At 46.8% G+C, this 13358-nt stretch carries 5 protein-coding genes and 5 pseudogenes; 6 read left to right on the top strand and 4 right to left on the bottom strand.

The genetic code is table 11. The annotated features are described in order from the left end of the window. The first annotated feature begins 292 nt into the window (after positions 1-292). Together KHQ09_RS13225 and KHQ09_RS13220 are read left to right on the top strand one after the other, a co-directional pair. A complete protein-coding gene (locus KHQ09_RS13225) occupies positions 293-880 on the top strand; it encodes a hypothetical protein (protein ID WP_113946508.1) in 588 nt (195 codons plus the stop codon). 266 nt (positions 881-1146) lie between these two features. Further along, a pseudogene (locus KHQ09_RS13220) lies at positions 1147-1429 on the top strand (DDE-type integrase/transposase/recombinase); the annotation flags it as partial. Between the two features lie 316 nt (positions 1430-1745). Here KHQ09_RS13220 and KHQ09_RS13215 read toward each other — a convergent pair. Both KHQ09_RS13215 and KHQ09_RS13210 read right to left on the bottom strand, forming a co-directional pair. Continuing rightward, positions 1746-3365 carry a GMC family oxidoreductase gene (locus KHQ09_RS13215; RefSeq protein ID WP_116088964.1) on the bottom strand — a complete coding sequence of 540 codons (1620 nt, stop codon included), beginning with the start codon at positions 3363-3365 and terminating at the stop codon, positions 1746-1748. 31 nt (positions 3366-3396) lie between these two features. Further along, positions 3397-3840 (bottom strand): sugar dehydrogenase complex small subunit, encoded by a 444-nt coding sequence (locus tag KHQ09_RS13210; RefSeq protein WP_210207363.1) that lies wholly within the window; start codon positions 3838-3840, stop codon positions 3397-3399. Between the two features lie 229 nt (positions 3841-4069). Here KHQ09_RS13210 and KHQ09_RS13205 point away from each other — a divergent pair. Beyond that, a pseudogene (locus tag KHQ09_RS13205) lies at positions 4070-4722 on the top strand (IS6 family transposase). A 373-nt stretch (positions 4723-5095) separates the two neighbouring features. Further along, positions 5096-5674 (top strand): annotated as a pseudogene (locus tag KHQ09_RS13200) (IS3 family transposase); the annotation flags it as partial. A 35-nt stretch (positions 5675-5709) separates the two neighbouring features. Here KHQ09_RS13200 and KHQ09_RS13195 read toward each other — a convergent pair. After that, a pseudogene (locus tag KHQ09_RS13195) lies at positions 5710-5931 on the bottom strand (IS110 family RNA-guided transposase); the annotation flags it as partial. Positions 5932-6060: 129 nt separating this feature from the next. On the opposite strand from KHQ09_RS13195, the pseudogene KHQ09_RS18445 reads away from it, so the two are divergent. Then, positions 6061-6209 (top strand): annotated as a pseudogene (locus tag KHQ09_RS18445) (IS3-like element IS1133 family transposase); the annotation flags it as partial. Positions 6210-6358: 149 nt separating this feature from the next. Here the strand turns inward: KHQ09_RS18445 and KHQ09_RS13190 are convergent. Further along, a complete protein-coding gene (locus tag KHQ09_RS13190; protein ID WP_213598687.1) occupies positions 6359-9400 on the bottom strand; it encodes an autotransporter domain-containing protein in 3042 nt (1013 codons plus the stop codon). A gap of 583 nt (positions 9401-9983) precedes the next feature. On the opposite strand from KHQ09_RS13190, the gene KHQ09_RS13185 reads away from it, so the two are divergent. Further along, positions 9984-13241, top strand: a complete 3258-nt coding sequence (locus tag KHQ09_RS13185) for a S41 family peptidase (RefSeq protein ID WP_213598685.1) — start codon at positions 9984-9986, stop codon at positions 13239-13241. Positions 13242-13358: the final 117 nt, after the last annotated feature.

Here is a 13358-nt window from a genome sequence, read left to right as displayed (position 1 = left end):
AATTTAGCCGTTAAGTTTCATGCGGGTAAATTATCTTGTATTAGATTGTGTAACCCTTACGGCCTTCTTGAGGAGCCAACCTATGTCTTTAGGTGCAATAGCAATCAATCTAATTTTGCCTGCGCCGGTACTTATCGTTGAGGACGATATGCAGGTTCGCTTGAGGCTGGAAAATCTTCTACTACAATTTGGCTAAAAAATTGGTGCCCTTATTTTTGCTTCTTCACTGAGTGAAGCGCGCGCGCAATTGTCATTCTAAGCACTTTGGGGATTTGCAAAGGGGGGCGGGGGGATGGATGTTAATATTTCGAGTGTAGAAGTCTTTACCCATGTACGCGTCATTATCGGCATTGTACTTGGTCTAAGTATTTCAAGGCTGTTAACGGGTGTTTGTCGTATTATTCAGCATCCACAGCGCCAGAATATATATCTGATTCATTTGGGATGGGTATTATTTACCTTTCTGACAGTTGTACATTTTTGGTGGTATGAATTATATTTGAACCAGACACTAGTGTGGAGGTTTGAGGCCTACCTGTTCCTTATCTTCTTCGCCAGCTTGCATTTTCTAGCTTGTAGTTTGCTATTCCCAGACAACATGGAAGGCTATTCCGGCTTTCAACATTATTTTACGTCACAGCGCGGCTGGTTTTTTTGCATTTTGATATCAGTTTTCTTAATGGATTTTGTCGATACTGCGTTAAAAGGTATGGATCATTTCCTCTCTCTCGGGCTGGAATATCCTTTGCGCAATTTATTCTTGGTTGTAGTTTGTAGTGCCGCTATCTATGCGCGCCAGCAGAAATCGCAATCGGTTCTTCTCGTTCTAGCGATCGTTTGCCAAATGACTTTTATTATGACGCAGTTCGGTACCATTTAGGGGCCTATGAATGGCTAGAAGCTTTTAGCGTCCGCAATAGTAAATGTATGAAAGGCGATTATGCTTTGGCTCTTACTGCTGCATTATAGGCCATACTCACCCAGCCTGCCATTTCGTCAGGGTCGTCGTATGCGGCGATCCAGTCGAGCAAGAAAAACAGGTCAAATACACCAGCCTGATCGCCAAAGCCATCATACTATCCAATGTTGAGGATCTAACCGGTGTTCTTTTCTCCATGGCTGCCGACGGCGTTCGCGTTCCCCCCGAGTCGGCGAGTTTATGAAACTTATGTGTAAGTCCCGGGACAATGGACTTACCTTTACCGAGTCGTCGACAAATTCGGCAACACGATCGATTTCTACCTGTCTGCGACGCGCAACGCCAAAGCAGCCAAGCGCTTCTTGGGGAAGGCTTTGAATAGCTTGAAAGACTGGGGAAAGCAATGTGTCATCAACACTAATAAAGCACCAACCTACGGGATTGCCATCACGCAGTTGAAGGCCGAAGGCAAATGCCCTGATGAACTGGTGCATCAGCAGGTCAAATATCATGAGAATGATCTAATCGCCCACACGATTTCGGCAATGCACCTGGCTGCGCCATTCAGAAAGATGGTACATCCGAAGTCTGTAGCGGGCGGCAACTGCATTCACTACTGCTCCAAGCTTTAAGCTTTTCCAAAACAACCACGTCTTTATATATTTTGTCCAGCGCCACTAAGCATTCCCACGGATATCTGAGTCAGAGCCCTTGAGAAACTCCATTGAAGTGGCCATCGCTAAACTCCTGCCAAATCAACACAAATGTAAATCGCAGATAGAAAACACAGAAGGAAGGTCATGGTCTGATAACTCTTACCTTAAAGTCAAAATTTTACCGTCGCAGCTATTGCCGGCACTGCTTTCAATGACAAGGCAGCAATTGTGAGTGTAGGATTGGCCGTCGCTGATGTTGGAAATGTCCCTGAACCCAATAAAAATAAATTCCGATGATTGAAGCTACGAAGATCAGCATCAACGACTGCACTGGCAGCATCCGTCCCCATACGAACCGTACCGATTACGTGACCCGATCCTTGTATGTCCTTAGCATGATTGATGTTTGTTGCACCTAAAGCTGTGAATATTTCCGTATGAGCCTTTTCAGCTTCAGCTAATCCGGCTCGCGTATATTCATCATAATTATACTCTATCCGTGGCAGTGGCATGCCATTGGCATCACGCTTTTCCGGATCGAGTGTAACGCGATTACTGGCTTCGGGCGATTGCTCTACCAGAGAAGCCAAGCGGATATGTCGCGAAGTCACCTGTCTGATTGCAGCGTCAAGCTCGGCACCGCGTAATCCTTGCTTTGCCAATTCTACCGCCGTCGACAAAGGCGCACCCGTTGGCCAATTATGACCATCATTGCCAATTTCTATTCTAAAGGCCGCACGGTCTTTACGAAATTCACCGTCACGCAGATTTTCAATTCCTGATGTGGAAAGCGGTCCACGATAAGGCCAGACGGGATCCTTAGCCTCTGCCCAACTTAATTTGCTTGGATGATCCATCAAATTGCGACCAACTTGATCGGAGCTATTGGCAACACCATTTGCGGCACCCTCCTGAGCAGAGTTTAACAATAAGCGTGGCGTCTCAATAGCATGAGCAGCTACAACAACCACCTTGCCTTTTGCCGTTCCAGTGCTGCCATCAGCACGCCGAAAATCGACAGAGGCAATTTGCCCGTCTGGCGCGAGGTTCAATCTTGTTGCTGTCGTTTGATCATAGATAACCGCGCCCGCACCTTCTGCCTGATCCAGATGGATAGTCGCATCATATTTCGCCTGCACCGGACAGACAGGGATGCACGAGCCATTGCCGCAACATTCAGGCCGATCGCCTATTGCTACAGAGGTGCGACCTTGAGGCGTGGATCGAACTTGATATTTCGATCCTTCCAGTGCTTTTGTGAATTGTTTATCGAGATATGTCTGCGGTATCAGCGGCATCGGGAAATCACCCGATCTTGGTGAGCCAAGGTCCTCAGTGCTATCACCTGCTACGCCGACTTCCTGTTCAGCCGCCAGATAAAAAGGCTCAAGCGCATGATAGTCGAATGGCCAGTCAACCGCTTGTCCGTAAAGTGAATTCATCTTGAAATCAGCAGGCACATTGCGAAGTGTCGTTCCCAACCAATGCCAGGTGGTTCCGCCCACAACCTTGATATAAGTCGATTTGAAATTCTCAGGCCCCATTTGTTGATAATAATCACCAATCCTGTGAGCTAACGGATGCGGGGCAGTCGGATCATTCGGGTAAGCCGACTCCGGAACCTTAATTTTCGCATTCCAGAATTTTTCGACGGCATCAAAACGATCAATACGCTTTCCACTTTCCAAAAAGGCCACTTTCATACCCTTTTGCGCCAATTTTGCACCAGCAATTGCACCAGCAATACCGCTTCCGATAATCAAAACATCAACAGAAATATTTTCCGACATGTAACAATCCCTAGTGCCCCGATTAACGGAATTAAGCTTCTGACGGTTCAGACCAATAGCCAATTGTGCCACCGCAGTATCCCATTGGTTTGGTGTAATCCATCGCCTGCCAGATCAGCGCATCCGTATATTCTACCACCACCAGATCATCCGGGTTTGGAGATTCACCTGTATACCAAGTGGCAACCAATGAATCAGATAGATCTTGATTGTCATCACCTGCTGCCAGTTGGACGAGATCATCTTCTTTGCCAAGTCTGATATAGACTTCCATAATTGTGGTCGCCATGTCCTTAGAAAGTCCGGTCTGTCCCAGTTGTTTTTCTGAGAGTCTCATGAATGAGTTGACATCAAAAATTGATGTAGCCGCCCAAACTGGCAGGGGAAATAATGCAAGAAGAGGTGCTGCCGAGGACGAGCATAAAAAAGTCCGTCTCGTGAGAGCTGAAGGAGACTTGACTTTGTGGCTGGGCATATTTCTGATCCTCGACGCAAAATGAATATTCAACCTACTTTCACTTGATTTATGTCCCTGAGAATTCAGCAAAGCCATCCCTGAAAACTGGTACCTGTGCAATAAATTGTAATAGCCCCGAATTATTCGGTTATTTCTCACCCTTAATTGAGGGTGAGGAGTAATGTTAGGCATATGACATCATTGCCAGGTTGTTTGAGGTAGGGGGGGGCGTTTTCCGCGTGAATTTATTGCTTACGCTGTCTAGACCTATCACCGAATTGCATTGAGCACGGCCGATGTGGAAGATCTTCTTGCTGAGCGTGGCGAGTTTGTCAGCCGAGAAACCGTTTGCGTCTGGATTAATCGCTTCGGTCGCCATTTAGCCGACTGTATCCGCAGGAGTCTACCAAAGCCAAAAGACAAGTGGGACCTTGATGAGGCTTTCATTACTATCGGAGGAAAGAAGTTTTGGCTTTGGTGGGCAATTGATGCAGATGGCGATGTTCTTAATATTATAGTTCAAACGCGTCGAAATACTAAGACTGCCAAACGGTTTTTCTCCAGACTGGTGAAGCAATTCGTCAACCACGTGTGATCGTGACGGACAAGCTGCGTAGTTACATTGAGCCGATACAAAACCTTTCAGCAGATGCGGATCACCGGGTTCATAAAGGCTTGAATAATGCTATAGAAGTCTCTCATAGGCCAACGCGAAAACAGGAAACGATATTGGGTCGGTTCAAGTCAGCGCGACAGGCGCAAAGGTTCCTTGTCGCTCACGATCAGATCAACCTGATTTTCCGTCCGCGTCGCCATAAACTCACAGCTCATTCCTACCGCCATGCACATATCGATGCATTTGCATTATGGCATGACTACACTGCGGAAATGACCGCATGAGCAAAGGCGCAACAGTTTCGTGCGGCCTACATACCACGCGAATTGATCTCACTGCTCAGTGGTACGCCAGCCTTCAGCTACGGGATGATGACCGACCTCGTGAAGACCACCCTGACAATGACTGGCTCTGGCCAAGTGCAGTATTGGTTGACAGTTTCAGTTATTCTGATGGGTCAATTTTTCCACAAGCCTATCAGGATCGTAAACTTGGCAATGACATATTTTTATTTCTACCAAGTTTCAGTGATAGCTTTTCCTGAGGTCCTGCTTTTTATATCGTAATTCGATAATAATTTAAGTAGCTAGAGAGGAAAAAGCCGCATAATGTGAGCAGTAGACCGGAACGTAAGCGGCGCAAGTCCACAAAATATACGCCCGCCAAAAACGCCGCTTTAAGAAGATGACAGACAGCTATCATAGCTTTCCGATTACGCCCAACATCATCGTACAAGATTTTGCAGCAACAGGACCTAATCAGAAATGGGGTGTCGACATATCATACATATGGTCGTGCGAGGGATGGCTGTATCTTGCGGTCGTCATTGACTTGTTCACGCGTCGTGTCATCGGTTGGGCCGTAAGTGATCGTTTACACCGTAAGCTGGCTCTTCAGGCGCTCGAGAAAGCTATAACAATGCGGCGACCGCCAAAAGGGTTGATCTATCATTCGGACCGTGGCAGCCAATATTGTTCCTTTGATTATCAGGCAAAGCTGAAGGAAAATGGTATCATGACCTCCATGTCCGGCAAAGGCAATTGCTACGACAACGCCATGGTTGAAACCTTCTTTAAGACATTGAAAACAGAGATGATTTGGAGAACCGTATTCCATACACGTGATGATGCACAAAAAGCCATTGCTCAATATATTGACCGCTTCTATAATCCCATAAGTCGGCATTCCTCACTCGACTATATGAGCCCAGCTCACTTCGAGAGAATGGCAGTTTAATATAAAACGCCTCTCCACTTTTACGAAGCAAGTCCATACTGGGGAGCAATCAGTTTTACCACATGACCGTGTTTGGCTATCTCTCGTGCCCAATAATGCGCACTGCCGCAGGCTTCCATAACCACGGTCGCCGAGGGGTGCTCCGCCAGAAACTTACGAAATTGTAGCCTCGATAGCTTTTTACGAAATTTTATCTGCCCTGTCATCGATGCTCCGTGCACCTGAAAAACGCTTTTAGCCAAATCGATCCCGAGCATTGTATCTGTAGTTATGTCTGCCATCCTTCCCATCGAGTAGATTGAATGCAACAATCTTCACCCAAGAATTGTCGCTTAGGTAGTAGGGCGGCAACCACTCCATCTATTCAGTTGTCCAGGAGACCATGTATGTCATTATGGCAAAGTGATTGGTTTAAGCGTGATACGGTTTGCATCGCACTGGACAGTGACTTGCCGCGCCGCCAAGTTGCCTCAGATTTAAGTATTGGGCATACAAAGCTTATGAAAAAATCGCTTCTGTTTTCGATGAAGTGAAGACATTCTCACGTCCACGGATATGACTATGGATGGGCGCAAAATATCGCGGTCACCCATGTTCATTAACATCTCCTTCTGTCCCACAACGGGGAGAGAAGGAGACGTTGCACGAGTAAGCTGCATAGCGACATGTTTTAACGTAAATTCATCAGAACTGGATTTTCAAGCTGGCATTCAGACCATTTTGCGTGATGCCGGAACCGAATTGCCCCTGATAGGTAACTCCAAGAACTGCATTTTTTTCAAGTTGGAAATCCAGTCCGGTCGAGATAAGTGCGGTGTTGCGACCAATAGCCATGCCATTGATAGTAAAAGCATCAGATCCGGTGAAATTTGCTTTTGATGTTGGTGTCACATCGCCAAAAGCGTGTCGCCATGCAATGTCCGCACGTGCTTTAACCGGGATAACCCCTTGATTAAGGTCGGCCGAGATCCGAAATCCGAGCGATGCCAACGCCGTATCCATTGTGGATTTATAAATGTTCAAGGCTGCGCCATTACGGCCGTCTTCGCTGAATTTATCTGCTCTCAAATGCACATACGCAAGATTGGCATAGGGTTCGATAGCGAATTGTTCTGTGGTTTGATGCTTATAGCCGAGTTCTCCAAATATTTGGAACGTTCCCGCTTTATAATCCGATGATAGCTTATCTTCAAAGCCGGCGAAGGCGATACCACGTTTCATATCAATATTATGCCATGTATATGTGAGCCCCGACCGGAACGCCAAAGTGCCTTGATTATAGGCCTTTTCAGTGCCAGCATAAGAACCGATGGTGTAATCGTCACTTTTGCCAGAAGACATGCGTTCATGAATGCGGAACTTACTGTAGCTGTAACCAGCCAGTAAGCCAAACCGCCAATTATCCCAAACCTGTGCATCAATACCGGTCAGAAAACCGCCAATACTGTTTCTTGTTTTTGCCGTATTGTCGTTGCCGGATTGTGTTGTCCATTCACCAAGGCCATGCATCCAGAAATTCGGCTGATCCAGATAACCGATTGTTGTTTCACCAATGCCTGAAGACTTGGAAAAGCTTCGGGTCAATTGATTATAAATAGCTGAGCGGGTGTATGCGCTGTTATTGATCAATGAGGATTGTATCGAGGCATATGCCTCGCCCGAGAGCTGATCATAGGCCTGCCGGGCTTCTGTTGCAGCTAAAAACAACATGTGGTCATATAAGATGCTTCCTTCGCCCTGACTTTCCAAGGCGGTTGCGGTGGCTGTTTGATTATGCGTAACAGCAATATCTGCAAAAGCCACATCTGAGCGGCTGGTTTCTAAAAAGACATTATTGCTATCATAATCTAAGGCAAAATCGATGAACGGCGTTTGCGTAACCAAGCTGCCGCCCCAATTATCATAGGTACCGATAACACCGTCACGGGCTGTAAGTAACGTGTAGCGTCCAGCAGCAGTGCCACGTCCGGCGCTTTGGCGCACAAGCTCCAATGAACTATTGCTGCCAAATATAGCTACACCATTGATGCTGATGTGATCAGTGCCATTAGCGGCTGCCAGACCTGCAATATAGGTTGAGCCGCTTGTTTGGATGAAACTTCCATTAACTGTTAAAGTGCCGATTGCATTGTCTGCAAAAATCGCACTGCCCGGAGAGATCTTGCCACCTTTTGCCAGCATTACATTGCCAACAGAGCCGCTGCCGGACAATTGGCCTGTCTGCGAGATATGGCTTTCCGATGTAATACTTCCCTGTACTTCCAGACCTCCGCCAACAATATTGGTTGGTCCCTGATAGGTGTTTTGCCCCGCAAGGATGAGAATACCATCGCCACGCTTGGTGAGATCACCTATGCCGGAAATGGAGTTTGACCAGATTGAAGAATAACCTTGTGTATCCACATCAAAAACACCAGCGTAACGAAACGCCATCGGTCCGTCGACTGCTGCTCCGAGATTCAACAAGCCTTGCCCGAATTTTGTTTCGTCTTCGAAGCCTTCTTTGGTCGCAGTTGTGAGAATTGTTTCGATCGTCTGACGAGCATTTAAGTAAGGAAATGCCGAACGCACCACGGCTGCAGCACCTGCAACATGCGGCGATGCCATCGAAGTGCCTTGCGAATAGCGATATTCGCTATAGCCATTTTTTGAATCGCCTTCCGGCCAGGTAGAATAGATGCCATTTGGATCACCTTCTATCGTCATATGACCACCGGGCGCGGCCAAACACCACTCTGCAGTCTCACCACACTCATTGCTGTAGGGTGCCATTTGCCCATCAGGTCCTACCGATACAACGGCAATAAGTGTCCCTTTCAGATCGGAAAAATCCATGTCATCGAAATCAGAGTCTGCCGGATCAAGGAAAGTATAAGTTGATGGGTTGTTTAGAACCAGATCAGGATTTTCGTGATCGATAAACCTGATCTTTCCACTACGAATGAACTCTGGGGTCACAAGCGGAAACATACCATTTCCGCCGGGAATAGACGTATAATAACCAGGCTGGACCATACGGCTGTTACCTGCGGCAAAGACCATAACGACATCTTTGGCAGCCGCATATTTTAAGGCTTCATAAGTTTGTTCAAAAAAATATGGATTAGAATCAACTAACTGATAGTCGAGAACCTGATAATTAGGATTTGGCTGCCCATCAATTTTTGGAACGGGAAATGCACCGGGGCCATAGCTGCCATTCAACACTTGAGCGCCATTATCAGCAGCGTGAACAATGGCCTCATTCTCCGCGAGAACATCGTCTTGCGTGCTATCGACTTCAACTCCGCGTAACGGCATGATCATCGCATCATATGCCACACCCTGCATACCAAATCCATTACGGCCAGCTCCAATGGTACCCGCAACATGAACACCATGCCCGTTCAGCAAACCGTTCTTTAAATGCGCAGGAAAAAGATTATCAGGAGCCTGATCGTTGCCAAAATTATAAAAAAATGGCGAAATTCGCCCATTAAATTCAGGGTGATTTATATCAAAGCCTGTATCGATAACCGCAACTGTAACGCCCTTACCTGTAAAGCCTTTAAGATAGGCGGGCAGGGCGTTGATCATATCAAGCCCCCAATTGGCGTGATATTCCGCATCAGCGGCTGGTGGAATGGCTTCGGCGTTTTGTGCATAGGCAAAGGTTGGGACAAAAGCTGGCGCTGCAAGTGCCGTGGTTAACGTCAGGTATTTTAAACCAACCTTTATAAGAGACATAACTTCCACTTCCTCTAAGAAAAAGATATTCCGCGATATTTTTTTGCAGAATGAACATTTAATTTAAGAATGTTAATCATCACGCACGGTCAATAGATATCCCTGAAAACTGGTATATTGGTTTTATAATTATTATTTGTAATTGTTTCTTATGTATTTACCCTCTTAGTAATTGTTGAAAACTACCAGTTTTCAGGGATATTTTTGCAGGAAATATAGTGTTATAAATAATACTAGAAGTTCTCACATTCGTTTCGACGTGTCGTAGTCGATAGTTAAGCTGAAAATGTAGTATATGAGAGGAAAAAGCCTCGAGATTGATCGCGGTGATGGATCTTTCTATGCCTGACGGTTTAACCATTCGGAAAATTCTGCGCCTTCTTCCAATCTTGCCAACGTCAGAACAGTTAGTTCTACAAAAACAGGCAGTAATTGTGCAGCAATTTGTGAGAAATCAGAGTTAGTGAATGCTTCATTGTCGACACTTGGTATGGGTGTTTCGACGGATGGGGCAGTTTGGTTCTAGTATTACTAAATATGGCGTGAATGAAAATTTCAGCGTGAAATTCTGACGGAGACGGTCATGATAATGCAAAACTTGGTAATTTTTACTGCATTACTAACCCTGACCGTGATTGCCCCCAATCAAACAAAAGCCGATTTTGACGGTGAGCCGGCGCGCTGGATTCAAAAGCCGGCGCTATCACCAGATGGCAAACTGATCGCCTTCACCCATCGCGGTCAGGTTTTTCTGACGGATAATGATGGCGGGTTGTCAGTCGCAGTTTCACCGGCCAATGCTTATAGTCATAGTGTTGTCTGGGCTCCGGATTCTCAGCGGCTGGCTTTTGCTTCAGATGTGAACGGCAATGATGATGTTTATCTGGCTGATTTTTCGGGTAAATTGCAGCGCATGACCTATTCATCGGCGAGAGAAGTACCGACGAGCTTTTCTCCGGATGGTAAAAGCGTACTTTATACGGCACTTCGGCTAGGAGATGCACAACGCAGTGTGCAGGGGGCTGCAACTTGGAAGCCCCAGCTTTACGCCGTAAATATTGCCAGCGGGCGCGAGTCACTGGTGCTGCCGAATTTTGCGCTTGAAGCCAGCTGGAATCCGAATGCTACCAAGCTGGTTTATAGTTATGACCCGTCAGGTGACCCCATAGAGCGCCAGCATAGAGTTGCGGCAAATGCCCGTCAATTATGGATCTATGAGCGGGCTAGCGACAAATATGAGCGCCTTTTTGCTGTTGATGGCATTGATCGGCTTGATCCGCATTGGAGTGCAGATGGTCAATCGCTTTATTATCTGTCTGAAGCTTCCGGCTGGCTAAATGTCTGGAAGCTAAATCTGGAAAATAAGCGCGAAGAGCAGCTTACTCATTTTGAGGGCTCTCCGGTGCGCGACCTAACCGTTGCTGATGACAATACAATTGCCTTTTCTTTCAATGGTCAGGTCCATACGCTCGCAGCGGGTGCGGATAAAGCAGAGCTGGTTGATATCAATACGCTGGAACAGGGGATGAACCATCTCGTGAATTATCAAGCGTTGAGCAGTCAGAATTTTCAAAGCTCTCCTGACGGGCAGTATTTTGCACTGATAATCAATGCAGATGTTTTTCTTATTGATTTGAAAGGTAATTACCGGCAACTGACTAAAACAGCAGGCGAGGAACGCGATATTGTTTTCTCACCTGATGGTCGCATGCTAGCCTATGCGGCAATGCGCGATCATAAATGGGGCATTTATGGCATTGATCTTTCTGAAGATCAGGCAAATGGCAAGCTTGGCCTGACCTACGATGAAGTTCCGCTTGTTGTGTCTGCCAATAGTGATGCTCTCGATCCTAAATTCTCGCCTGATGGGAGTAAATTGGCTTTTTGGTCGGATCGTCGCGAGATCAAAGTCTTAGATCTGACCAGCAGAGAGATTGCCACGCTGTATCAGCCGACAGATTATAACTCGGATTACTTTGACAGAAATGGTGAGTTCAGCTGGTCTCCGACCTCAAAAGATTTACTTGTTCCATGGCGTAGTATTGACGGATCAGGATTGAATCGTGTTGCAATCGTTCCCGCTGATGGCAGTGCCCCGATGCGCCCGCTGGCACTGGCTGTCCCTAATTTTTATGATGGCTTGTGGAGTGCGGATGGCACACAAATTATTGGCTTAACGACGCTTTATACTGCACGCAGCGCTGATAATCGCCATCAGAATTCGCGCTTTGATCTTTATCGCGCCTTTTTGTCTGGGCAGTCACGGCAGGATTTTCTGGCAAATGCCAAGGACGAAACCGATCCGAATGATGGGGAGCAACTGCTCACCCAATATACGCCGGATCGTCAGCGCAGCTTTTTGCTTGAAGAGCGCTTGACCAGCAACTTGCCAAAAATGGAATTGCTGGCCACTGCACCGGATGGTAAAAATTTGCTGGGTTTTTCCGCAATGGATGAGGGGCTGTCGGTGAATTTGATCAGCCTTGAGAATGGTGATTTACAGGAAGTTACAACAATTCCGGTGGCTAACTCGGAAGAGATACAATTCATCCGCCACAACCCTGCTATACAAACAGTTGATATTAAAACACCCACGCATATCATCCGAAGCTCTATAGAGGATCCGGCGCAGAGGGTGGAAATACCGCTTAAAATCTTGTTCAGCCGAAATGAAAATGCTGCGTTGAGCGCCGCCTTTGAACAGGCTTGGGCTGATATTAATGACCGTTATTATGATGCGGCACATGAAAATCGTGACTGGCAGCAGATTGGTGCCAAGTACCGAGCTTATCTGCCCTCTATTGCCGGACCACGTGATCTTGAACGTCTGCTGGCCGCCATGTTTGGCGAACTGTCAGCGTCGCATCTCTTTACGGATATGACAGCACCTGATCCTGCCCTTGTTGGGATGGGAACACAGAATGATGCTTTGGGGATTTATCTGGATAATGATTACAACGGTGCAGGGCGTAAAATCGCCGCCATCCTGCCCGGCGGACCGTTAGATCGGCAAAAACTAAATATTGGTGCAGGTGATATCATCACCTCGATAAACGGACAGCTAGTTCCGGAGGCTGGTGGTATTGACCGTTTGCTTGATATCAATGCGGGACGGCAGGTCGTTATTGGTGTAGCGGATAACAGTGATAATGGCGAGCGTCTTATTGAGGTTACCCCCATCCATTGGCGTGACGAATTGATTTTGGCCAGTAAAAATCTGAGCGATAATCGCCGTGCTATGGTCAGTAAGCTTTCTCGCCAGTGTATTGTCTATCAGTCTCTGGATGCGATGGATAATGACAATTACCTGTCGTTACTCGGTGCTTTGCTGTCACAACGAGGTCTTGCGAAAGCTGCCCTGATAGATGTTCGATCCAATACCGGTGGTAACTTGACACGTGAATTGATCACGCTGCTCAGTGGTACACCAGCCTTCAGCTACGGAGTAGATGACCGTCCTCGTGAAGACGGCCCTGACAATGTCTGGCTCTGGCCAAGTGCAGTATTGGTTGACAGTTTCAGTTATTCTGATGGGTCAATTTTTCCGCAAGCCTATCAGGATCGTAAACTTGGCAAAGTGATTGGCGATGTGCTCCTTAATACGGGTACCGCAGTAACTACCGTCAACAGCAAAATCGTACCCGGACTGCAATATAGATTTCCGGTTTTGCCTTATCGGCATGCTGACGGGCGCAAATATGAAAATGGTATCATTACACCGGATATCGTCGTGGAATTCGATCCAAACCGCTACAGTATGACGTCTGATCCGCAATTGGAGGCGGCAGTGGCATCATTGATGCAAGACATCGGTGCTGACAGCGATTGCCGGGATAACTAGCTATCACTTGAAAACACTTTTTATAGTAAAACTACCAGTTTTCAGGGATGGATTTACAATAAAAATGACGACATAGATTAGAATAAGACATTCTGTCTAAGACAATGTCATGCTGGG

The sequence above is a fragment of the Pseudochrobactrum algeriensis genome (assembly GCF_018436245.1).
Classification (GTDB): Bacteria; Pseudomonadota; Alphaproteobacteria; order Rhizobiales; family Rhizobiaceae; genus Pseudochrobactrum; species Pseudochrobactrum saccharolyticum.
This window is presented reverse-complemented; position numbering and strand designations above follow the sequence as displayed.

Bases quoted from the DNA above. Each gene is read 5' to 3' on its own strand.
- KHQ09_RS13225 (WP_113946508.1), top strand. From the start codon at position 293: ATGGATGTTAATATTTCGAGTGTAGAAGTCTTTACCCATGTACGCGTC.
- KHQ09_RS13215 (WP_116088964.1), bottom strand. From the start codon at position 3,365: ATGTCGGAAAATATTTCTGTTGATGTTTTGATTATCGGAAGCGGTATT.
- KHQ09_RS13210 (WP_210207363.1), bottom strand. From the start codon at position 3,840: ATGCCCAGCCACAAAGTCAAGTCTCCTTCAGCTCTCACGAGACGGACT.
- KHQ09_RS13190 (WP_213598687.1), bottom strand. From the start codon at position 9,400: ATGTCTCTTATAAAGGTTGGTTTAAAATACCTGACGTTAACCACGGCA.
- KHQ09_RS13185 (WP_213598685.1), top strand. From the start codon at position 9,984: ATGATAATGCAAAACTTGGTAATTTTTACTGCATTACTAACCCTGACC.